This is a genomic window from Halorubrum sp. C191 (assembly GCF_002727095.1).
Lineage (GTDB): Archaea > Halobacteriota > Halobacteria > Halobacteriales > Haloferacaceae > Halorubrum > Halorubrum ezzemoulense.
Genome location: NZ_NHNZ01000174.1, coordinates 44381 through 66386, shown reverse-complemented (window position 1 = coordinate 66386; position 22006 = coordinate 44381). Strand labels below are relative to the sequence as shown.

Here is a 22006-nt window from a genome sequence, read left to right as displayed (position 1 = left end):
ATGACGCAGATCCCGTCGCTCGTCTCCCGGTCGCTCTCGAACTTCGTCGAGGGGCTCGTCGTCGCGGTACCGCGGCTGCTCTCGGGGCTGATCTTCCTCGCGCTGGCGTACCTGACGGTCAGGGTCGTCCTCTCCGTCGTCCGCGGCTCGATCGAGCGACTGTACGTCGGCGACCGCGAGCTGGTCGGCGACCTCATCGGCACGCTCGTCGCCGTCTTCCTCTGGTTCGGCGTCGCGCTCACGTTCCTGAAGGTCGTCGGCATGGGCGACATCGCGGCGAGCCTCGGCACCGCCGTCGGCTTCATCGCCCTCGGGGTCTCCTACGCGCTCTCCGAGATGATCGAGGACACGGTGGCGGGCGTCTACCTCCTGCGGGACCCGGACTTCAACGTCGGCTACCGCGTCGAGTCGAAGGGCGTGACGGGAACGGTCGCCGCCATCGAACTCCGGAAGACGCGGATCGACACCGACGGCGGCGACCGGATCGTGATGGCGAACCGAGAGATAGAGCCGCGGTGGACCCACGACGTGCCCGAGGAGACGACGGGCGGGGCGGTCGACGAACCGACCGACAGCGAGCCGTCGACGACCGACTAAGCGGGGGACCGGCCGACGCCCGACTGAGAGGGGGACCGGCCGACGCCCGACTGAGCGGGGGACCGACCGACGACCGATCGGTCGCAGTCGGCGACGGGCGCCGGCTTGAGCGTGGCTGTCGACTGCCGCCTCCGTGTATTCCGGTCGGTCTCCGAAAATTTATCAATCTGCTCCGAAACCGCCATCCCACTATGTCAACCACAGCAACTGAGACCGGCGACGGGACCGTCGACGGGGACACGACGCTAGCGGCGCTGTCGCACGCCTCGTCGCTCTTCGCGTCGTTCCTCGGCCCGATTCTCTTCCTGATCCTCGCGGACGACAACGACGAACTCGTCGAGCGGAACGCGAAGAACTCGCTGAACTTCCAGATCGTCGTCTTCGCCGCGCTCATGATTGCCGCCGTCCTGAGCTTCGTGTTCATCGGCCTCCTGCTGTTCCCGATTATCGGCGTCGTCGACCTAGTCTTGGTCCTCGTGGCAACGGTGAAGGCCAACGACGGGCGGGTCTATTCGTACCCGTTCACGCCCGATATCGTCTGAGCGCGTCGCGCCGCGGATCGATTCGCCGACGGCTCTCCGAGCGGTGAACGGACGAAACAAGAAGCGTCGAAGAAAAACGCGGCCGGCTTAGAGCTCGTCCTCGAAGTCTTCGAGGGCGAACACCGTGTCGGCGCCGCGGCGGTCGAGCGTCTCGTTGGCGAGGAGCCAGTAGACGACCGACAGCGCGCGCCGACCCTTGTTGTTCGTCGGGATGACGAGGTCGACGTTCGACAGCTGGTTGTTGGAGTCGCACATCGCGATCACCGGGATACCGACGGTGATGGCCTCTTTGACGGCCTGCGCGTCGCCGATGGGGTCGGTGACCACGACCACGTCCGGCTCGATGTAGCCGGCGTAGTCGGGGTTCGTCAGCGTGCCCGGAATGAAGCGACCGGTGCGGGCGCGGGCGCCGATGGCGTCCGCGAACTTCTCGGCCGGGAACCGACCGTACTGCCGCGAGGATGTGACGAGGATCTGCTCGGGGTTGTAGTTCGCGAGGAAGTCCGCGGCCGTGCGGATCCGCTGGTCGGTCAGGCTCACGTCGAGGACGTACAGCCCGTCGTCGCGGACGCGGTGGATGAACCGCTCCATGTCCTTCGTCTTCTGCTGGGTCCCGATGTGGACACCCGCGGAGAGGTAGTCCTCGACGGGGATCAGCAGGTCGACGTCGTCGTCGGGCATGACGTCGTCGTCGAACGGGGAGGCCTCCTCCTCGTCCGCTTCGTCGTCGCCCGCGGCGGTCTCGCTCTCGGCGTCGGCGGCCGTCTCGGCCGCGTCGGCGGTCGGTTCCTCGGTCGTGTCGGCCTCCTCCTCGACCGCCGCGTCGACCGCCTCGGTCTCCGCGTCGTCGTCGAGTTCGACCGCGTCGTTGTCTTCGCTCATGCGTGGTGTGGGCCCGTCATACCGCGTCGTCCGCGATGCGGACCAGTTCGTTCAGCTTGGCGGTTCGCTCGCCGCCGACCGTCCCGGTCTTGATGTAACCGGCGTCGGTCGCCACGGCGAGGTGTGCGATGGTGGTGTCCTCGGTCTCGCCCGAACGGTGAGAGATGACTATCTCGTACCCGTTGCGGGCGGCGAGCTCGACGGCGTCGAACGCGTCCGACAGCGTCCCGATCTGGTTCGGCTTGATGAGGATGCTGTTGGCCGCGCCGGCGTCGATGCCGTCCTGGAGCCGCTCGACGTTGGTGACGAACAGGTCGTCCCCGCAGATCAGCGTCCGGTCGCCGACCCGGTCGGTCAACTCCGCGAACGCCTCGTAGTCGTTCTCGTCGAGCGGGTCCTCGACGTACGCGAGGTCGTACTCGTCGACGAGGCCAGCGACATACTCGATCTGCTCGTCGGCCGACTTCGTCTCGTCGCCGTAGACGTACGCCTCGACCTCGTCGTCGTACAGTTCGGCCGCGGCCATGTCGAGACCGAAGCGGATCTCGAAGCCCACGTCTTCCTCGACGCGGTCGACCGCCTCGTCGACGACCTCGAACGCGTCGGCGTCCGAGATGGGGGGCGCCCACGCGCCCTCGTCGCCCTTCGCCGCGGGCACGCCGCGCTCGTCTAACACGTCCGCGACCGCCGCGTGGACCGCGGCGTTCGCGAAGACGGCCTCCGAGACGCTCGGCGCGCCGACGGGCGCCGCGAGAAACTCCTGAATGTGGGTCGCTTCCTTGGCGTGCTCTCCGCCGCCGACGACGTTGCCAAGCGGGATCGGGAAGTTCTCGCCGCGGAACGCCCCGCCGAGGTGCTGGTACAGCGGTGCGCCGAGCACGTCGGCGGCGGCCTTCGCGGCCGCCATCGAGATGGCGACCGCGCTGTTGGCGCCGATGGCGGAGAAGTCGTCCGTCCCGTCGGCGGCGCGGAGTGCGCTGTCGACCGCGCGCTGGTCGCCGGCGTAGACGCCCTCGAGGCGCGGGACCGCGTGTTCGCGGGCCTTCGCGATGGATTCGCTCGCCGGCAGTTCGATCGCTTCGTACTCCCCGGTCGAGGCCCCGCTAGGCGCCGCCCCACGGCCGAAGCCGCCGGACTCGGTGAGCACGTCGGCCTCGACCGTCGGGTTTCCGCGCGAGTCGAGCACGCGACGCAACGAGACGCTGGTAATTCGGGTCATTAGTTGGATTCCCTCCGCACGGTGAACGGGAGCGCGCCCGCGTCGTACTCCTCCGCGGCGACGAGTATCGGCTCCGTCTGGTCCGTGTCGATCAGCACGGGCGCCCCGTAGGACACCTGTAGCGCTCGCGCGCCGAGGATGCGTGCCTTCTCGTATCGATTGTATCGCTGTCCTGACATGGTTACTGGTACGGCGAGACGACGTCCACGAGGTCGCGGTGGCTCACCAGCATGCGCCGGCAGCAGTGCCGGTCGACCCCGAGGTCGTCGAGCACCTCGCCGGGGTCTTCGTCGCCCTCGCGAGCCCGCTCTTTGAACTCTTCCCAGTGTTCACCCACGACGTTGCCGCACGTGAAACACCGGACGGGGATCATCATGACTGGATCACCTCAGCGGTAGGACTTCTGGTAGCGAGCGCGCGCGCCGGGTCCGCCCCACTTCTTGGGTTCGGACTGGCGCACGTCGTTGACCAGCAGGGTGCGGTCGAAGTTCATGTACGCGTCGCGCAGCTCGGCGTCGCCGAGGTGCTGGACGAGGCCGCGGGCGATGGCGGTCCGCGTCGCGTCCGCCTGCCCGCTGAAGCCGCCGCCCTCGACGTCGATGTCGATGTCGACGCCGTCGCGGAGCTCCTCGCCCGCGATGCGGAACGGCTCCAGCATCTTGAGCCGCGCCTGCTCCGGTTCGACCAGCTCGACTGGCTGGGAGTTGATGCGAACGCGACCCTCGCCCTCGCGCACGGTGGCGCGGGCGACGGCCGTCTTCTTCTTGCCTGAGGTGTTCGTTACCATGTGACGTTGGCTCCCAGAGACTCGGAGATCTCCCCGAGCGTGGTGAATTTGATGTTCGAGAGGCGGTCGAGCGAGGTGCCGTCGAGGACGACGCTCTCGACGTCCTCGTCGCGCTCGTAGGGGTTCCCGACGTACACGCGCACGTTCGAGAACGCCTCGCGGCCGTCCTCCGACTTGTACGGCAGCATGCCGCGGATGGCGCGCTTGAAGATTCGGTCGGGGCGCTTGGGGTAGTACGGCCCGCTGTCCGAGCCGAGCTCCGCGCGCTTGTGGTACGTCTCCATCGTCGCCTCCTCGTTGCCGGTGATGACGGCGCGCTCGGCGTTGACGACGGCGACGGTCTCCCCGGCGAGGACGCGCTGGGCGACCTCCGAGGAGACGCGACCGAGGATACAGTCGCGGGCGTCGACGACGACGTCCGCGTCGATCTTCGCGAGACTCATCGGATCACCCGCACGTTGCTTCCTTCGGGGTTCTGTTCGACGTACTGTTCCAGCGTCACCGCTTCGCCGGCCTGGTCGATCTTCGTCCGGGCGGTTCCGGAGAAGTCGACGGCGGCGACGGTAACGTTCGTTTCGAGCACACCGCTGCCCAGCACCTTGCCGGGGACGACGACCGTCTCGTCTTCCTGCGCGTATCGTTCGATACGGCCCAGGTTGACCTCAGCGTGCGTGCGCCGTGGCTTCTCCAGTCGGTCGGCGACGTCCTGCCACACGTTGGCACCGGAGTCACGCGAGACCGACTTCAGATCGGCGATGAGGTTCTGTAGTTTCGGATTCGTCTTGCTACTCATAGCTGTCCCTCCTGAACGGAGAGTTCGTGGAAAACGGAGTGCAGGGAGCAGGATTTGAACCTGCGGACCTCTACAGGACAGCGCCCTGAACGCTGCGCCGTTGGCCTGACTTGGCTATCCCTGCGTGCACTCCACCGTATTCCGGCTCCCTTCAAACCACTTTCGGTCCCGGCGTCCCCGCGGTCGGCCGCGCGCGCTCCGTCGGTCGGAGCGGCGCCGCGGCTGCCGGCGAGGGCGACGGTCAGGGGGGTGGTTCGAAGGGCCGTCATTTCCTTATACTGCGACTTTCGTCTGTAGTTCGTCCGCGCGCTCCTCGATGGAGTCGATCGCGCGGAGCAACAGTTCCTCGACGTCGAACGAGCCGTCCGTCTCGATGTGGAAGACGAACGCGCCCGGCACGTCCTCGACCGCGACCTCTTTGCCGGGGAACCGTTCCGAGAGGTCGTTGTCGAACTCGTCCGTGAGCTCGATCTCCCCGTCCGGCGTCTCGATGACGCCGCGGAGGATGTTCGGCTCGTCGTCGTCGAACTCGCCGCGGTCGCCCTCGACCGAGACGCGCTGGAGGTGGCGGTAGCCGACGGAGACGCCGCCCTGGTGTTTGGCGTGCTCCTTGCCGGTGTCGAGGACCGCGTCGGCCTCGAACTCCAACCGCTGTCCCTCCTTCAGCTCGATGATCGGAACGTTCTCGTCGGCGACCTCGACGAGCGGGTCGCTGCTCTCGATGTCGCCGGAGTACGCCGTCGCCGGACCTTCGACGTCGAGCGCGAGGGTGACCTCGTCGCCGATATCGAAGTCGTCGAGCGGCGTCGTCAGGGGCACGAGCCCCAGCCGCAGGCCGATCATCTCGTCGAACATGACCGAGGAGTTCTCGACGAACCGGACGGTGTCGATCGAGAACGTCGGGACGTCGGCGATCATCGCGCGGCGGATGCCGTTGGCGAACGCCGGCGTGAGCCCGCGGATCAGCACCCGCGCGCTGCGTTCGTCCCGTTCGACGTACTGGACGTCGAATTCGTCTTCGGTCATGTCAGACTCGCTTGTTCTTCGGCGCCTTCGTCCCGTCGTGCGGGATCGGCGTGACGTCCTCGATGCGCCCGATCTCGACGCCCGCCCGCGAGAGCGCGCGGATCGTCGCCTGCGCACCGGGACCGGTGGACTTGTTGAGGTTGCCGCCGGGACCGCGCACGCGAACGTGCACGCCCTCCAGCCCGGCGTCCTTGACGCGCTCGGCGACGACCTCCGCCATCTGCATGGCGGCGTACGGCGACGCCTCGTCGCGGTTCTGCTTCACCACGGTGCCGCCGGACGACTTGGCGATCGTCTCGGCGCCCGTCTCGTCGGTGACCGTGATGAGCGTGTTGTTGAACGACGCGTACACGTGGGCGATGCCCCACTTTCCGTCCTCGGATTCACTCATGGTTGGTTACTCCTGTGACTCCGCGCGCTCGGGGTGGAGATCGTCCGCGAGCGGGCTCGTCTCGTCGAAGGCGATGGCGCCCTCGTCGTCGACGTCCACCTTCACCGACGGGCGCGTGACGCGGGCGCCGTTGACGGTGATGTGGCCGTGGACGATGAACTGGCGGGCCTGCTGGGTCGAGGAGGCGAAGCCCTGTCGGTAGACGACCGTCTGGAGGCGACGCTCCAGCAGGTCGGTCACGTCGAGCGACAGGACCGTCGAGATGTCGTCGTTGTCGCCGAGGATGCCGATCCGGCGGAGCCGCGTAACGAACTCCGCGCCGGCGTCCTGTGCGGCGTCGACGTCACCCTGCGCCTCGCCGAGCAGCCGTCGGGCCTCTCGGCGCATGTTGCGCAGCTCGGACTGGGCGCGCCAGAACTCCTCTTTGTTCTTCAGACCGTACCGCGAGAGGAGGTCGGACTCCTCGGCGATGCGCTCGCCCTGATACGGGTGGTTCGGCGTCTCGTAGCCCTTGGTGTTCTTTCCGGTGCTCATTCGTCGTCACCGCCCTCGTCGTCTTCCATCTCCTCGCGGATCTCCTCGACGTTGACCCCGATGGTCCCCTCCGAGCGACCCGTGGACTTGGTGCGCTGGCCGCGGACCTTCTGCCCGCGCTTGTGGCGCACGCCCTTGTACGATTCGATGATCTTCATCCGGTTGATGTCGTGGCGCCGCTTCTCGTTGACGTCCGTGCCGACGAGGTGCGTCGTCTCTCCGGTGAAGAAGTCGTTCTGTCGGTTCGTCATCCACGACGGGACGTGGTCTTCGAGGTTCTCGGCGATGTCGACCACCGCGTCGATATCCTCCTCGTCGAGGAGCCCGAACGTGGCGTTTCGGTCCACGTCGGCCTTCTCGGCGACCAGCCGCGCCGTGCGCGTGCCGATGCCGTCGAGTTCGGACAGGCTTCGCTCGACCGTCTTCGTCCCGTCGAGGTCCGCGCCCCCGATCCGAACGAAGTACTGGAGGTCTTCCTCCTCCTCCGGCGAGTCGTCCTGTGGTTCTTCCGTGCTCATGTGTTGGTTGTGGTGAGCCCTACCGGCGCGATCCGGCGGTACTCGTCCGTTCGAGCGTTGCGGCGGGGATTCGAACCCCGGAGGCAGTGACGCCACAGAGTTAGCAACCCTGCGCCTTGGGCCAGGCTTGGCTACCGCAACCCGCGTTGTATCATCGCCCTCTCGGACTCGGGGCCCGACGCCCCTACAGTTCGTGCGTTCGTATGCTCCCGCTTTCGGTACTTAAACATCACGAAACGGTCGGGTCGCTGTGGGCGACTCGCACGGTGGCTGCGAGCGTCGTCCCGCGGGCCGCGCCGGTTCGATGGTCGCGTCAGTCCGGTGGCCGCGCCGGTTCGATGGTCGCGTCGCTCGTTTCCGTGAGGCGTACTGTTTAGTGGGTCCCGCGGGAGGGTCCGAATATGAAGGCCGTTCAGTTCGCCGACCACGGCGACCGCGACGTGATCGAGTACGGCGAGTTCCCCGAGCCCGACCCCGACCGCGGCGAGGTGCTCGTCGACGTCAAGGCGGGGGCGTTGAACCACCTCGACGTCTGGACTCGCCGCGGAATGCCCGGCATCGACGTGGAGATGCCGCACATCCCGGGGAGCGACGCCGCGGGCGTCGTGGAGGCCGTCGGTGAGGGCGTGACGCGCTTCGAGCCTGGGGACCACGTCGCCGTGAGCGCCGGCGTCTCCTGCGGCAACTGCGAGTTCTGCCGGAACGGCGAGGAGTCGCTGTGCGTCTCCTTCCACATCATCGGCGAACACGTCCGCGGCGTCCACGCCGAGAAGGCGTCGGTCCCGGCCGAGAACCTCGTCCCGGTCCCCGACGGCGTCGACTGGGAGGTCGCCGGCTCCGCGTCGCTCGTGTTCCAGACCGCGTGGCGGATGCTCCAGACGCGCGCGGACATCGAGGCGGGCGAGAAGGTGCTCGTCTTGGGCGCCTCCGGCGGCGTCGGCCACGCCGCGGTCCAGATCGCCGACCACGCGGGCTGTGAGGTGTTCGCGACCGCCTCCACCGAGGAGAAGCTCGCGCACGCCGAGGACTGCGGCGCCGACCACGTCATCGACTACGAGGCGAACGACTTCGCGGACGAGATCGCGGCGCTCACCGGCAAACGAGGCGTCGACGTCGTCGTCGACCACGTCGGCGAGGCGACCTACCCGAACTCGCTGAAGTCGATGGCGAAGGGCGGCCGGCTCGTCACCTGCGGCGCGACCACCGGCCCGAACCCGGGCGCGGGGCTCAACCGAATCTTCTGGAACCAGCTCTCCGTCATCGGCTCGACGATGGCGACGCCGGGCGAGGTCGACGATGTCCTGGAACTGGTCTGGGACGGGACCTTCGAGCCCCGCGTCCGGGAGGTCCTCCCGATGAGCGAGGCCGCGCGCGCACACGAGATGATCGAGAACCGTGAGGGCTTTGGCAAAGTGGTGGTTAGACCCGACAGTGAGCTCTGAGACCGACGCGGCCGACGGCGACGCGGCCGATCGCGACGCGGCCGCGGGTGCCGACGGCACTACCGACGGCGGCTATGTCCACGCCCCGGAGGGCGAGAGCGGCGGCGCCGACGGTACGGGGCCGTCGGAGTCGGCCGGTCGGGAGCCGGCGGCCGACGGCTTCGGCCGCGAGGGGTGGGCGCTGACGGCGGCGCTTTTCGTCTGCGCTATCGTCATCCCCGGGATCATCTACGCGTATCCGTACGCGGCCGGGTGGTTCGGGCTCCCCTTTTTCGCCACGTACCTCGTGCTGCCGCTTGTCCCCGCGCTCCTGCTCGGCCTCGTCGCCGTCTGGTCGATGACGGCCGCGACGGCCGACCCCGAGGCGTGAGCGAGCCGGGTCGGTGACGGCGAGCGAGTCCTCGACACGGGCGCCGACGGGCGCGCGCTCCCGCAGCCGAACGACAACCGTTTTGAACGACACCCGCGCAGTGGTGATATGTTGATCACCGTCTCCGGCCCGCCTGGAAGCGGGAAGAGCACCAACGCCGTCCAGCTGGCGGACGCGCTCGGTCTCGGGCACGTCTCCGGCGGCGACATCTTCCGCGAGATGGCGGCCGAACGCGACATGACGCCGGTCGAGTTCAACGAGTTCGCCGAGGAGGACCCGCAGATCGACCGCGACCTCGACCGCCGGCTCCGCGAGATCGCCGTCGAGCGCGACGACGTGGTCCTCGAATCGCGGCTCGCCGGGTGGCTCGCGGCCGACCACGCCGACTTCCGGTTCTGGTTCGACGCGCCGCTGTCGGTCCGCGCGGAGCGGATCGCGGAGCGCGAGGCGAAGCCGACCGACCGCGCGCGAACGGAGACGGAGCGCCGCGAGGCCTCCGAGCGCAAGCGGTACCGGGAGTACTACAACATCGACATCGAAGACCTCTCGATCTACGACGCCGCGTACAACACCGCCCGCTGGGGGCCCGAGCGCTTCCTCAACGTCCTCGTCGCGACCGTCGAAGCGTACGACCCCGACGACGACGAGGGGAAAGCGCCCGTCGACGGCGTCGTGTACGACTTCTGAACCCGCGACTGACCTCCGCATGACAGACCCTTCCGACGCCGACCCCGACCCGCTCAGAGCGCCTCCCGGAGAGCGGTCGGTGCCGGAGCTGCTCCGGTTCGGCGTCGTCAACCTCGACAAGCCCGCCGGGCCCTCCTCGCACCAAGTGTCGGCGTGGGTGCGGGACGCCATAGACGAGACGCTCGCGACGCTCGACCCCGAGGGGCCGCCGACCCGCGGCGTCGCTCACTCGGGGACCCTCGATCCGAAGGTCACTGGCTGTCTCCCCACGCTGACCGGCGACGCGACGCGCATGGCGCAGGTGTTCCTCGAAGGGGCAAAGGAGTACGTCGCGGTGCTGGAGCTCCACGGGTCACCCCCGTCGGACTTCCGGGAAGTCGTCGCCGAGTTCGAGGGCGAGATCTACCAGAAGCCGCCGCGGAAGAGCGCCGTGAGCCGTCGGCTCCGCACGCGGACGGTCCACGAGTTGGACCTGCTGGAGGTCGCCGACCGCCGAGCGCTCCTCCGGATCCGCTGCGAGTCGGGGACGTACGTCCGGAAGCTGTGTCACGACATCGGACTCGCGACGGGGGGCGGCGCGCACATGGGACACCTCCGGCGCAGCGCCACGGACCCGTTCGACGACCGCGACCTCCGCACGCTTCAGGACCTCGTGGACGCGCTCGCGTGGGCCGGGGACGGCGACGACGCGCTCCTCCGCGAGGTGGTCCGCCCGGCGGAGGACGCCCTCGCCCACCTCCCCGCGGTGACGGTCGCCCGGTCGGCCGCCCGCAGCGTCGCGACCGGGGCTCCCGTGTACGCGCCCGGCGTGATCGACGTCGACGACGCGGCGATCCCGGCGGCGGTCCGCGACGACGCGTCGACCGATAGCGACGCGCCGACCGACACGGATGGCGACGCGCCGACCGACACGGATGGCGACGCGCCGACTGACCGCGACACGGACCCGGACCCGCCGCTCGCCGCGTGCTTCACGCCGGACGGCACCGCGGTCTGCCTCGGGCGCATCGTCGGCGACCCGGACGCCGAGAACGGGACGGTCGTCGCCTTGGAGCGCGTTCTTTTATAAATTCGCCGCCCCCAGATGCGGACATGGACGAGCCGGACGCAGACGGAGGCGGAGTGGTAGCCGTCGGGAGCGCGAGCGCCGAGCCCGGAACGCTCGACCGCGGGTGGCTCACCGTCGGGGACCTGCCGACCGGCGGCACGGAACGGCTCCCGGTCGCGGTCGCGAACGGCGCCGCCGACGGGCCGACGCTGTGGCTCACCGGCGGCGTCCACGGCGACGAGGCGACGGGCGTCGCGGTCGTCCAGGACGCGGTCGCGACCTTCGGCGACCGCCTCGCCGACCTCGCCGGCGTTGTCGTCGTCGTGCCCGTCGTCTCCCCGGCCGGCCTGCGCCGGAACGCGCGAGAGACGTACTACGCCGACGAGGACCCGAACCGGCACTTCCCGGACGCCGACGCGGAGTCGGCCCGCCCGCCGAAGCTCCAAGAGCGGATCGACGCCCGGCTGTACGCCGCGATCACCGGCGAGTCGTCGGACGAGGGGAACGAGTTCTCAGTCGACGCGGTCGGCACCGACGCGACCGCGGACGCACTGATCGACTGTCACACCGCGGGCGTCGGTAGCGAGCCGTTCGCCATCCGCGACCGCGTGCTGTACGGTGACCGACGGAATGAGGCCGAGGCGGCCGCGCTCTCTGAGGACCTCGGCCGACTCGTCGAGGCGTTCGGGCTTCCGGTGGTCCGGGAGTATCCCACCGCAGAGTACGTCGAAGAGAACCTCCAGCGATCGACCGCGGGCGCCGTACTCAACGAGGCGGGGATCCCGGCGTTCACGGCGGAGCTCGGCGCCCACAGCGTCGTCGACGACGCGCTCCTCGACGCTGGCGTCGCGGGCGTCGTCGGCGTCGCGGTCGAACTCGGGCTCCTCGACGAAGTACCCGAGTCGGCTAGCGAGCCCGGGGTCGGCGTGGCCCCGGCCCCTGTCGAGTTTCCCGTGCGGCGCTTCCGCGGGCCGACGACCGATATCTCCGGACTCGTCCGGCACCGGGTGGCGGCCGGGGACGCGTTCGACGAGGGAGATGTCCTCGCGAGCGTGGTCGACGCCGCGGGCGCGGAGCGCGGGACGGTCGAGGCGGACCGCGACGGGTACGTCCTCGGTCGCGCCGAGGGGCTGGCCGTCTACGAGGGCGACGCGATCGGGAGCCTCGCGGTGCGGGACGCGGGCGACCTCGTGGTCCCGCGGGACGGCGACGACTGAAGCGAAGTCCTTAATTACCGGACCGTCGTTTTTCAGCGTGTAGTCAGGGACCGTGGGGTAGTGGTATCCTATGCGGATGGGGTCCGTATGACCTGAGTTCGACTCTCAGCGGTCCCATACGGAATTCTACGCGGACCGTCCGGATGCGGCTAGCGCGACCGCTGTCGCTCTTCGCGGACGGTGCGACGCGATCCGGGACAGTACACGTGCGGGTCGGTAACGGATGCGTACCTCTTTGCCCGTGTAGAATATCAACGAAACATGAAACGAACGGGCGGTGCGTTCCGGATCCTCCTGCTCGCGGGGATCATCTTCCTCGCGGGCTGTGCCGGCGCGGTACCCGGCGATCAGGCGCCGACGGGACCGGACGCGGGCGACGAGACGGCGGCCGAGGCGGCGAACGGCACCGTCGAGGTCCACTTCATCAACGTCGGGCAGTCGGTCAGCACGCTCGTCGTCGGGCCGGAGGGAGCGACCATGCTCGTCGACACGGGTCACTACAACGACGATGGCGAGTACGTGCTGGAGTACCTCCGGCGGCACGACATCACGCGGATCGACCACCTCGTCACCTCGCACAACGACGCGGACCACATCGGCGGCAACGCGGCGATCATCGAGCACTACGAGACGGAGGCCGACGGGATCGGTGCCGTCTACGACCCCGGCATCGCCGCGAGCACGCAGACCTACGCCGAGTACCTCGACGCGGTCGAGGAGCACGACGTGACGCTGTACGAGACGCGCGAGGGCGACGCGATCTCGTTCGGCGCGGTCGGCGTCGACGTGCTCGGGCCGCCCGAGCCGTACCTCGAAGGCGAAGCGCGCAACGAGAACAGCGTCGTGCTCAGGCTCACCCACGGCGAGACGAGCTTCCTGCTGTCCGGCGACGCCGAAGACGATCAAGAAGCGTACCTGATCGACGCGTACGGGTCGGAACTGGAGTCGACCGTGCTGAAGGCCGGCCACCACGGCTCGTCGAGCTCGTCGAGCGGCCAGTTCCTCGACGCGGTGGGACCGCGGGCGGTCGTCGTGTCGAGCGCGTACGACTCCCAGTACGGTCACCCGACAGAGGAGGTCCTCCGGCGGTTCGCGGACCGGTCGCTCCCGACCTACTGGACCGCGACGCACGGGACCGTCGTCCTCGTGAGCGACGGGAACGGCGTCTCCGTGCGGACGCAGCGCGACGCGCCCACCGACCCGCTCGCGGTGCGCGACGGCGAGCCGATCGAACCCGGGGCAGGCGGCGAGGTCGTCGAACGCGCTCGGCTCGGCGGCGACCCGGTCGACGGCGGTTCCGGAGGCGGAGCCGACGACGACAGCGACGCCGACGACGACGGCGGCGACACTGACGGAGGGGACGAGACGGCGTCGACCGATCCGGCCGCAGCCTTGGAAGTCGCGGCGATCAACGCGGACGCCGAGGGCGACGACAGCGAGAACCTGAACGACGAGTACGTGGTCTTCGAGAACGCGGGCGACGAGCCGATCGACCTGTCCGGGTGGACGGTCGCGGACGAGGCGGCGCACAGCTACGCGTTCCCGGAGGGATACACGCTCGACGCGGGCGCGACGGTGACGCTCCGGACGGGGAGCGGCGCAGACACCGACGCCGAGCTGTACTGGGGGGCGGGGTCACCGGTCTGGAACAACGCCGGCGACACGGTGATACTCTCGAACGCCGCCGGGGAACGCGTGCTTGCGGTGAGCTACGAATGACCGGTATCGATCTCCCCGACGGCGAGTACACCGCGGTCGTGGACGGCGTCGAGGACGGGCTCGCGACCGTGTTCTTCGAGCGCGACGGCGACGAGGTGGGGGACGCGGTGCTGGACGCCTCGCGGCTTCCGCCGGACGGAGGGCATGCCGACGCGGTCCTGTCAGTGACGCTCGACGGCGGGCGTATCGAGGCCGCCTCGTACGAGCCCGAGGAGACGGAGCGCCGCGCCGAGGCGGCGCAGGACCGGTTCGATCGGCTCTCGGAGCGACCGCCGTCCGACGAGGGGGCGTAAGGGCGGCGCCGGTCGCTCCGCAACCACTAAACGCGGCTCGCTCCTTGCTTCGGTAATGGCCGACTGGACGGAGCAGTCATCAGAATCGTAATGATACTGTAAGTCTAAGAAGGTTCATACTTGCTCTACTGGTAGGGGTAGAGCAATTACAGACTCATTTATTTGAGATATATTCCCTTCTTTTAGGATTTCAGGGTATTTTATTTCACTATGGGTATTACTGAACAATTTGACACCCTCAGCGTAGTTGAAATAATTGCACTTGCGGTTTTTACGTTGGGAGCATTAGTAACCAGCGGAGTCGGTTCTTTGTCCGTACTCGGATATGGAATGTCGACTCAACTACTGAGCGTCCAAGTACCGCTAATCGGCAGTACAGCCATCATAACGTATGCAACTGTATTTTCGGTTGGAGGTCTGATTGGACTAGCTATCGCTGAAGGATTCGATATGGGAGTTTGGGATGGATGGTCTACTCCAGAGCAGATCCTGTTTGGCGGTACGCTACTGATTCTCGTCGCTCCGATATTCTTCCCGTCAGTTTCGGGAGTAGTCCACTACAACCAGCTAACCGAACTTGGTGCGTTCATCATCAGCACAGGAGGTGCGTACGTACTCGGTCGAACAGAATATAATGGAAACTCGATGAAGATGTCCTAATCAAAGTGATTCAATATGCATAGCAAAATCAAATCTTACGGTCTGACGATTGTGATTTCGTTAGTCCTGATTATGGCGTATATGGTAGCTCCTCCTGCTCTACAGGCGGACAACTACGTACAGACAGGTGAACAAGTAGAACAGCACAGCGATGTGAAGCTACTCGAACAACCAGATGGAACGCACAAAATCGGGTTGAGTAATAATCCTGTAGATGTCACTCCGAATCAAGCTGAAGCTCTTATTCCTGCCGTCATCGGAGCATCAGTAATCGCTGGTTCTGTAGCGGGTTCGTATGGATTCTATAAGGGTGTAGAAGTAGGTCAGTACTTTGCAGAATCGCAAATCAACGCATCGGAAGCTGATGATGTCATACGCACAGACGTACATGACGCATCGATATCTGCAGAAGGTTCGTACGATAGTTGGGCAGACGGTATCGATAATGACCTCAACACAATCGAAGGTAGTGGTGTACAAGTTGTCAACAACCGTCTCATCAACGAAGCGGATAACCTAACCAGCGAATCTGAGACAGTTGTAACAGCAGAAAATGCTGTCAGCGATTATTTGTGGGGTACAAATACCAACATCGTAGAGAAGCACAATTACCACACCTACGACCTAGCTAAGAATCAGATTCAGAAGCTAGATTCGGCTAACTACAGTAGCGATTACTACGTACAGAATGTTGCTAAGGTATCAAATGAGCAAGAATTAGATGATGCCCTAAGAAAAACAGCTGATAGAATAGAGTTCCAGAATAATATAACAGTAGTAGGACAGCAGAATGATGACAAAAATCTAAATCAAGATGTAGTTGTTGACTTGAATGGTTACAAATTAAAATGGGATACATCATCCGCATATGGTTACGGTATAACAAATGATGGGAATGATATAAGGTTTGAAGATGGTACGATTAACGGTACTGGTGGTGGTATAACAGAAAATATTGACTTCTCTGGTGATGGGAGTGCGTTGTTATTTAAAAATGTTGATGTAGATGCTAATGATGTTTATGAATCTGCACTTAATGTATATGATGATAATGGTGTGTTCGCTAATAACCTGTCAGAAGCTCCAGATCTAACAAATTATAATCAAGATGTAACGCTCGACCCTGCTGATGTAGCTTCGCCAGAGGCAGAGATCTCGTTCACACACAACAACAGCACAGCCAACCTAACAGGTATCAACGTATCTGTCGCTAGTAGCTATTCGAACGCCACAGAAGCACCACTTCAAGTGGCACTACCGTACGTCAACACAGGTAGTGGATATCAGCCGATGGATTATCAGAACGGTTCGAAGCTCTACATCGATACTCCAACAAGCGGGATTTACGACCGAGTCGAACCTGTCCAATTCAGTCGCACTATCGATATCATCGAGACTCGGGATAGCAGGTCTGATGCAGTTTACAATACTGTAAGTACGCATGCGAGCAACACTTGGAATGACACAATCAAGACGGTAGCAAACGATGATAATCTATCTGCTACGGACTTTGAAAATGTCACAGAAGACTTGTCGATATTCAACGTCGACAACGTCGATGCGAACGACACAGACGCTGTACTGTCGCAGTACGCAGGTATCTACGATAGCGTAGCACAACCGTCTGATACCCGAATCAACCTCACTAACGGAGACGGAACGCAGTACAACGAGGTAGTGCTGTTCTCGACTGACCTGCAGACGCTGATGAATCAGACGGACAACAGCAGTCAGCTTGCTGTCAACGATACGTTCAACGCTTCGGACGTATCCCGAACGCTTGTCGTTAATCCTGACAACGCAGAGGTCTACGAACTGAGCGGAGATGTGAAGATAGATGATATAGTTGAGGATGGTGAGTCAGTAGATGATGTTGATATCCAGACCTTCGACCTGCTCTCAACGGACTTGTCGAAGCAGGCTAACGCAATACAAGAGTCGGTTGACGTAACCATCGATACCGTTGACTCCGCACAGGATAATGACCTTGAATTCCCACCAATACTCCCTGGTGGTAATGGTGCTGGAACAGTAGTAGTCCTAGGAGCGGTCGCCATCATCCTATACAGCAGAGTTTTATAACTCATATAAACTATTTTACACTTCCGAATCTTTCTTATTAGCATGAACAAACGATTAGTATTGTATTTATTTTTTCTAACTATCGTAGTACTAACAAGTGTAATCACATTAACGGCAACGATAGCAGTTGCAGACGAACACACACCACAGGACAAAGCACAGACGATACAGACGATTATACAAGCAGGAGACAATACTGAACAGTCTTATCAGCAGGTTCGAAGTTGGGTCAACAGTAATGCGTCTCAACGATTTGGAGATCTCCGTTCTGAGGCTCAACAGTACCTCAATCAATCCGAGCCTGTCGAAGCCGATACTGGTGGTGGAGGTACGACGTTCGAAGCCCAGACCCAGAATTTTACACAAGCTGAAGTAACCGAGAACGGAGACAAGATTTTGGGTTCAGTTACGATTCAGAGTAGAGATTTTAATTTCCAAAAAGGAGTTGTGAACGTACAATATAACGCTTCTGAAGATGTTGATGCGACGTACTTCGCAACAGAAGTCAACAGGCGTCAGCAGTCAGCCAGCATCACAGCACAAGGTACAGCGACATTTAGGGCAGACCGAAATAGCACACAGATTCCGATTCCAGTAGGTTCGGACAGTACAACGACAGTCAATCTCATCACCGAAGAAGGAGCGTATGCATCGATAGTATCTGCTCCACCGCCAATCATTCAGAACCTTAGAGGAACGCTCTTGTGGACATCTGCAGGCGGAGCCGTCTTGTCCATCATCTACTACCTGATTCGGTTCTACCTCAAGATGGCAAAGCTCCTCGATAAGTTCAGACCTGAATCTGCGTACGCCAAGGGTAATATTAGTGGGTCAGTTCAAGACACCGTCAAAACAGCAGAACAGGGCGACAATCCTGATGATGGAGTACTGGAGGTTCTGAATCGGTTCTTCACCATCAGGCGTATCTTGTACCTCTTAGCAGGAATTATCGCTCTGTTATATGTGTTGCAGACTTTCACATCGATACAGCTAGGCTTGCCTGCTCCGAATGACTATCTCGTCAGCTTCATCGGATTCTTCACTATCACATACGTATTCATCTGCCCAACCTTCGTCAAGTGGATTCTAAGCAGATTGTACCAGCCATCAATTGAGGAACTAACTGTATTCGCTGAAAATGGTGAAGTGGTTGCTGACTTTATTGCCAGAGATGGATTACTGGAGCAAAGATACGCAGACTCTATTGATGGACAGATGCCTGTCGCAAGGAATGAACAAGGAGATAAAAATTATCTTGCTTCAGCGTTCGACCGAGAGAATCAAAAGATTGAGCCTGCTTTTGTCTGGAATCTCTCGGACAAGGGTCAGGAGATGTACGAGGAGATTCAAGACAACGTTCCAGAAACAGTCGAATTTGTTGATGTTGGAAATGACGAGGAGACTGGTGGGGAGATTTGGATAAACGAGGTTCTGGATGACCCAATCAAGGCGATGGTCGTTGTTCAGGATATGTCTGAGATGGCGAAGGAAGGATTGCACTGGTCTAAGAACGAGTCGATGATTCGCAGTAAGATTCGAATGCAGGAAGCTCGGGATATCGCTGAAGGTCTTGACAAAGCCCTAACTGGCACACCAATCTCTGATGTCCTTGATTCTCAATCAGAGTCCTACCGTCAGAAAGAGAAGGAACTTGAGAACGAACTTGAGCGAGAACGGAGAAAGGCGATTGAGGGCGAGAAAGCAGTTCAGGGTGAGTACGACCGCTTAGATGCGGGTGATGACGATGGATAGTGAAGGAATCAACGAGGCGTATCTGCGGGAAACGATGGAAGGCAGGCGAGACCGAGGTGAGCCTGCTCCTCATCCGATATTACAACTTATAGAGGATGAACATGCTCGCAGGTCTGTATCCACTATCATAACTGCTCTTGACATCAGCGATGAGCATCCCAATTTTGACGATACAGCGATACCGAATGCCGTAGCTGACGGTACTGGTGCTAATACTCTCAACAACGCATTAGACGACGAGAATATGTCCAAACTGGCGTTCTACAAAGGTGTAGACGATGGTGATGACACCTTCTACAACGTAACTGAGTATGTCGAATCACAGTGGTCAAATCGTATTGATGGGAACGCAGTTCAGAAATCACTAATAAACGGCGATGAGGGTGCTGGTAAGTCGTCTTGGATGATGGAGGAAGGATTTCTAATCGCACCGAGAGTCATCAAAAGAGAGACCGATAAGAATATTCTTGGTATTTCTAATGTTGACGTAGTTCCTGAAACAACAAATCTGGATAAGTTCGAGAATGTAGATAGGACGAGCAAACTGGATGAATTGGTTGATGAGTACGGAAGCAAGTCTGACTGGGAGATAGTAGTAGCCCTAGACGAAGGGGATCAACTGTTTGGGGGTACTGGTAGGAGTACGCAGAGAGCAGATGCACTCGGTGACAGAATCAAGCTGATGCGTCACAACAACGCTCACATCCTGATGACATCACAACGTCTTGTTGCTCCTGAAATCAGGAATCGGTTCAAGGTGAGACACAAACCAAGCGATACCCAACCGTATCGAATGCAGTTTGCTGAGAGTACTGATGAGAACGGTGAGCCAGAGGATGTGAGATTCCGAACTCGAAACGTTCCAGAGACACAGGTGGACTACGGTGGAGCGGGGAACTGGACTCATGATATCGATGGCGAAGGTGAAGAGGATGACCGAGTCAAAGAGTTGGAAGAACAGGTCGAAGCAACAGAAGAAGAAGCCAATCGTCGTTTGTGGTTACTCTACTCGGAAACGGATATGTCGTATCGAGAGGTCGGGCAGAAAGTCGGACTCAGCAAGAGTCAGGTCTACGACCGAGTTGAAGAGTTCCGAGAGAAGAACGATATCGACTGACCGTTTCTAACAGGGTTAGATTCGACGCTATTCCGTTAGGTGTCATTCATCGCAATCTCCAATCTACGCTGATATAGCTCAATATCGAAACTGTGGCTAGCTGTATTTTTCATTCTATACATCTACGCATGTCCGCATACGTCCGTACGCACATTATGGGTACTTGTGGAAACGAACAAACGCACAGATACGGTCATACTCATGTGTAAAACTATGGTCGAAAAAAGTGGGGAGATCTTCGACTTGTGATTGCTCAGGTGGTGGGGGTTGAGTTATCCAGTTGCGAAAGATATTGTTGGTCAAATGATATTTAGGATATAGTTGAGTCGACTCAGGTATGGACGACCTCGAACCGTTCCAAGGCAGAATAGTTACAGACAAGCGAACTGGACAAGATATCATCATCGAAGATATCCAATCTGATGTTGCTGTGTGTAGTTTCATTCAGGACATCGTAGAGCAGACGCTTGTTCCGAACCAATCTGAAGTTCGAAATCTTACTAGGACTGGTAGGTTCAAGATAGCAGACAACAGCGAAAAGTCGAAAGTGATAGCTTGCGACCGTCTCGATGATGATTTAGATTGTTAGATTTAATCTCATATATCTGAGTTAATTATATAAGGTATTAGGTATATAGTAACTGTTGCCGATTATGGACGAAAATAATATTCAGAACGGTGAGTATAGCTTGGAGATATTGGATGGCGACGACGGTCTACTGATTGGGTCGGTCAAAGATATTGGAGACGGAATGCATAGATTGGAACAACATGTTGCTGTGGAAGCAAGCACAGAAGGTGCGTTGATTAAACAGTACGAGAAAATCGAAGATTCATCAACAGGGTCATGGTTAGAACGAGCAGTTCCTGTGGAGATTGTAGGTATCGACCATCAGAACCTGATTACGGAAAGATTCGAAGAGCGGTTGAAATCGAGTCTATTCAAGTACGCATACGATTCGGAATTTATGACGATTGATGAATGTGAAGAAATCGTTGGGACTGTCGCTGAACAGATAGCAGAGGTGATTGACGAGTGGTTCGCTGACTTCGAACGTCAACTTGAGAATCAAGGTGAGTCACAGAACTAATGCAGGCGAACAATAATACTACTAAAGATGAACTAGTAGAAAAGTTTGAACAGTATATAGATGCTAATGTAGCTGGTTCGATTAATGTAGTTGATTCGATTATAGATGATGGAAAATTGAAAGCAGTAGCAATTGAGCCTGTAGATGATTTTAGTGATTATGCACTACATTTCGGTGATGACCTACTTGAAGGCGAATTTAATAACAGAATAATAACAGAAGCACCGTACTATGGATGGGAACTTGAAGAATACTACAAAGATCAACAAGGTGATATCGATGAATGAAATCAAACGGTTCTTTTCTAATTACGAAGCAGACGTTACGATTGAGAGAATCGAAGTCAACGGTATTGAGCTCCTAGCCGATGAAAACACCATCCGAGAGGAACGGACGGTCTGCTCGATTCAGAAGCGGATGACTGGATGGTATGTTGTCTACGTTGGAACTTTGATGGATGGGAGCTACGACCTGCGGAAGTGTTGTGCAAAGTCGTCTTATGATAGAGCGTATGCAACTGTGGAAGAGATACTAGCCAACGCTTGATTCTCCTTTTCTTTCAACTATTTGCGTTAATAATTTAGTTCATTAGACATATGTGTTATATATGTCAATAGAAAAAGACAGAATAGTAGAAAGTATTGAAAATGCGGAAGAAGAGATTGGCAGACGGACGAATCTTAGAGAAAGAATCGAAGTAGCATTTGAAGAATTAGGTAGAGCAACGACACCGCAAATCGAAGAAGCTCTCCATTATCAGGTGGCACAGAATACCATCAGGAAACAAGTTGAGTGGCTTGAATTTCGAGGACGGGCGAAGAAGGTAGGACAGGAGAAACCGAACGGTAGCGGTAACAGAGCGACCGTCTACAAGTACACAGGTGATTAGCTATGGATGACGGTGTATTCACACTTAGTGTGTTGACTATTCTGCTATTGACGACGCTTCCTGCGTCTGCTCTTGTTGATATTGTGATATTCGTATTGATTGGGTTCGTTTTGCTTGGAGCGTTATCTTTCGGTATTTTAGCGTTGCAAGACTACTATTCTGATAAAGGGCTAATGAGGATAAAAGAAGAAACGAGAAAAGAGCAGGTCATCAGAGAAATGTACGCTGACGGTCTGATGACTGAACGACAACTCGAAGAAGCTCTTGATGATGTTGTCGTTGGTGACGGACAAGAAAAGCAGAACGAAGAACAAGATCTCATTCCTCAGAGGAACTGAACAGCAATCTGA

General features: G+C 60.3%; 30 protein-coding genes and 3 tRNA genes. 20 read left to right on the top strand and 13 right to left on the bottom strand.

Annotated elements, in window-relative coordinates:
* Both Z052_RS15715 and Z052_RS15710 read left to right on the top strand, forming a co-directional pair.
* Positions 1-597, top strand: coding sequence for a mechanosensitive ion channel domain-containing protein (locus Z052_RS15715; protein ID WP_094520873.1), 597 nt, complete (start codon positions 1-3; stop codon positions 595-597).
* A 191-nt stretch (positions 598-788) separates the two neighbouring features.
* Positions 789-1139, top strand: a complete 351-nt coding sequence (locus tag Z052_RS15710) for a DUF4870 domain-containing protein (RefSeq protein WP_049930746.1) — start codon at positions 789-791, stop codon at positions 1137-1139.
* A gap of 87 nt (positions 1140-1226) precedes the next feature.
* On the opposite strand, the gene rpsB is transcribed toward Z052_RS15710, so the two are convergent.
* From rpsB to Z052_RS15645, 13 genes are all read right to left on the bottom strand, one after another.
* Complete coding sequence (gene rpsB / locus Z052_RS15705) at positions 1227-2021, bottom strand: 30S ribosomal protein S2 (protein WP_049930745.1); 795 nt, start codon at positions 2019-2021, stop codon at positions 1227-1229.
* Positions 2022-2037: 16 nt separating this feature from the next.
* On the bottom strand, positions 2038-3240 hold the full coding sequence (gene eno / locus Z052_RS15700; protein WP_094520872.1) for a phosphopyruvate hydratase: 1203 nt from the start codon (positions 3238-3240) through the stop codon (positions 2038-2040).
* The gene (locus tag Z052_RS15695; RefSeq protein WP_049930742.1) at positions 3240-3419 is read right to left on the bottom strand and encodes a DNA-directed RNA polymerase subunit K; all 180 of its coding nucleotides are present in this window, start codon (positions 3417-3419) and stop codon (positions 3240-3242) included. The genes eno and Z052_RS15695 overlap by 1 nt, the downstream gene beginning before the upstream one ends.
* Before the next feature lie 2 nt (positions 3420-3421).
* Positions 3422-3616 (bottom strand): DNA-directed RNA polymerase subunit N, encoded by a 195-nt coding sequence (locus Z052_RS15690; RefSeq protein WP_006628058.1) that lies wholly within the window; start codon positions 3614-3616, stop codon positions 3422-3424.
* A gap of 12 nt (positions 3617-3628) precedes the next feature.
* Positions 3629-4027 carry a 30S ribosomal protein S9 gene (locus tag Z052_RS15685; protein WP_004595258.1) on the bottom strand — a complete coding sequence of 133 codons (399 nt, stop codon included), beginning with the start codon at positions 4025-4027 and terminating at the stop codon, positions 3629-3631.
* The gene (locus tag Z052_RS15680; protein ID WP_008367868.1) at positions 4021-4470 is read right to left on the bottom strand and encodes a 50S ribosomal protein L13; all 450 of its coding nucleotides are present in this window, start codon (positions 4468-4470) and stop codon (positions 4021-4023) included. The genes Z052_RS15685 and Z052_RS15680 overlap by 7 nt, the downstream gene beginning before the upstream one ends.
* Positions 4467-4820: a 50S ribosomal protein L18e gene (locus Z052_RS15675; protein ID WP_004595256.1), complete on the bottom strand. Its 354-nt coding sequence runs from the start codon at positions 4818-4820 to the stop codon at positions 4467-4469. Before Z052_RS15675 ends, Z052_RS15680 begins: the two co-directional genes overlap by 4 nt.
* 39 nt (positions 4821-4859) lie before the next feature.
* Positions 4860-4944, bottom strand: a tRNA-Leu gene (locus Z052_RS15670).
* Between the two features lie 149 nt (positions 4945-5093).
* Positions 5094-5846: a DNA-directed RNA polymerase subunit D gene (locus tag Z052_RS15665; protein WP_049930736.1), complete on the bottom strand. Its 753-nt coding sequence runs from the start codon at positions 5844-5846 to the stop codon at positions 5094-5096.
* Position 5847: 1 nt separating this feature from the next.
* Positions 5848-6237 (bottom strand): 30S ribosomal protein S11, encoded by a 390-nt coding sequence (locus Z052_RS15660; RefSeq protein WP_004046448.1) that lies wholly within the window; start codon positions 6235-6237, stop codon positions 5848-5850.
* A 6-nt stretch (positions 6238-6243) separates the two neighbouring features.
* Complete coding sequence (locus Z052_RS15655; RefSeq protein WP_006112313.1) at positions 6244-6771, bottom strand: 30S ribosomal protein S4; 528 nt, start codon at positions 6769-6771, stop codon at positions 6244-6246.
* Positions 6768-7289: a 30S ribosomal protein S13 gene (locus tag Z052_RS15650; protein WP_049930734.1), complete on the bottom strand. Its 522-nt coding sequence runs from the start codon at positions 7287-7289 to the stop codon at positions 6768-6770. The genes Z052_RS15655 and Z052_RS15650 overlap by 4 nt, the downstream gene beginning before the upstream one ends.
* A gap of 55 nt (positions 7290-7344) precedes the next feature.
* Positions 7345-7430, bottom strand: a tRNA-Ser gene (locus Z052_RS15645).
* A 260-nt stretch (positions 7431-7690) separates the two neighbouring features.
* Here Z052_RS15645 and Z052_RS15640 point away from each other — a divergent pair.
* From Z052_RS15640 to Z052_RS19930, 18 genes are all read left to right on the top strand, one after another.
* On the top strand, positions 7691-8731 hold the full coding sequence (locus Z052_RS15640; protein WP_086215735.1) for a zinc-binding dehydrogenase: 1041 nt from the start codon (positions 7691-7693) through the stop codon (positions 8729-8731).
* A complete protein-coding gene (locus tag Z052_RS15635) occupies positions 8721-9101 on the top strand; it encodes a hypothetical protein (RefSeq protein WP_049930730.1) in 381 nt (126 codons plus the stop codon). The genes Z052_RS15640 and Z052_RS15635 overlap by 11 nt, the downstream gene beginning before the upstream one ends.
* A 108-nt stretch (positions 9102-9209) precedes the next feature.
* Entirely contained in the window at positions 9210-9788 is a 579-nt protein-coding gene (cmk, locus tag Z052_RS15630; protein WP_086219724.1) for a (d)CMP kinase, read from the top strand.
* Positions 9789-9807: 19 nt separating this feature from the next.
* Entirely contained in the window at positions 9808-10857 is a 1050-nt protein-coding gene (locus Z052_RS15625) for an RNA-guided pseudouridylation complex pseudouridine synthase subunit Cbf5 (RefSeq protein WP_094520871.1), read from the top strand.
* 23 nt (positions 10858-10880) lie between these two features.
* Positions 10881-12053, top strand: coding sequence for a succinylglutamate desuccinylase/aspartoacylase family protein (locus Z052_RS15620; RefSeq protein ID WP_094520870.1), 1173 nt, complete (start codon positions 10881-10883; stop codon positions 12051-12053).
* 46 nt (positions 12054-12099) lie between these two features.
* Positions 12100-12170, top strand: a tRNA-Pro gene (locus Z052_RS15615).
* 144 nt (positions 12171-12314) lie between these two features.
* A complete protein-coding gene (locus Z052_RS15610; protein ID WP_094520869.1) occupies positions 12315-13772 on the top strand; it encodes a lamin tail domain-containing protein in 1458 nt (485 codons plus the stop codon).
* Positions 13769-14065, top strand: coding sequence for a DUF3006 domain-containing protein (locus tag Z052_RS15605; RefSeq protein WP_049930723.1), 297 nt, complete (start codon positions 13769-13771; stop codon positions 14063-14065). Before Z052_RS15610 ends, Z052_RS15605 begins: the two co-directional genes overlap by 4 nt.
* Positions 14066-14275: 210 nt before the next feature.
* Positions 14276-14725 (top strand): hypothetical protein, encoded by a 450-nt coding sequence (locus Z052_RS19965; RefSeq protein WP_144050061.1) that lies wholly within the window; start codon positions 14276-14278, stop codon positions 14723-14725.
* A gap of 81 nt (positions 14726-14806) precedes the next feature.
* Positions 14807-16807 carry a hypothetical protein gene (locus tag Z052_RS19960; RefSeq protein ID WP_144050060.1) on the top strand — a complete coding sequence of 667 codons (2001 nt, stop codon included), beginning with the start codon at positions 14807-14809 and terminating at the stop codon, positions 16805-16807.
* Between the two features lie 42 nt (positions 16808-16849).
* Complete coding sequence (locus tag Z052_RS19955) at positions 16850-18559, top strand: hypothetical protein (RefSeq protein ID WP_144050059.1); 1710 nt, start codon at positions 16850-16852, stop codon at positions 18557-18559.
* The gene (locus Z052_RS19950; protein ID WP_144050058.1) at positions 18552-19676 is read left to right on the top strand and encodes a hypothetical protein; all 1125 of its coding nucleotides are present in this window, start codon (positions 18552-18554) and stop codon (positions 19674-19676) included. Before Z052_RS19955 ends, Z052_RS19950 begins: the two co-directional genes overlap by 8 nt.
* A 337-nt stretch (positions 19677-20013) precedes the next feature.
* Complete coding sequence (locus Z052_RS19945; RefSeq protein WP_144050057.1) at positions 20014-20265, top strand: hypothetical protein; 252 nt, start codon at positions 20014-20016, stop codon at positions 20263-20265.
* A gap of 64 nt (positions 20266-20329) precedes the next feature.
* Positions 20330-20767, top strand: coding sequence for a hypothetical protein (locus tag Z052_RS15590; RefSeq protein ID WP_099289247.1), 438 nt, complete (start codon positions 20330-20332; stop codon positions 20765-20767).
* Complete coding sequence (locus Z052_RS19940; protein WP_144050056.1) at positions 20767-21054, top strand: hypothetical protein; 288 nt, start codon at positions 20767-20769, stop codon at positions 21052-21054. The genes Z052_RS15590 and Z052_RS19940 overlap by 1 nt, the downstream gene beginning before the upstream one ends.
* A complete protein-coding gene (locus tag Z052_RS15585) occupies positions 21047-21313 on the top strand; it encodes a hypothetical protein (RefSeq protein ID WP_144050055.1) in 267 nt (88 codons plus the stop codon). The genes Z052_RS19940 and Z052_RS15585 overlap by 8 nt, the downstream gene beginning before the upstream one ends.
* A 61-nt stretch (positions 21314-21374) precedes the next feature.
* Positions 21375-21656: a hypothetical protein gene (locus Z052_RS19935; protein ID WP_144050054.1), complete on the top strand. Its 282-nt coding sequence runs from the start codon at positions 21375-21377 to the stop codon at positions 21654-21656.
* A gap of 2 nt (positions 21657-21658) precedes the next feature.
* Positions 21659-21994, top strand: a complete 336-nt coding sequence (locus Z052_RS19930; RefSeq protein WP_144050053.1) for a hypothetical protein — start codon at positions 21659-21661, stop codon at positions 21992-21994.
* Positions 21995-22006: the final 12 nt, after the last annotated feature.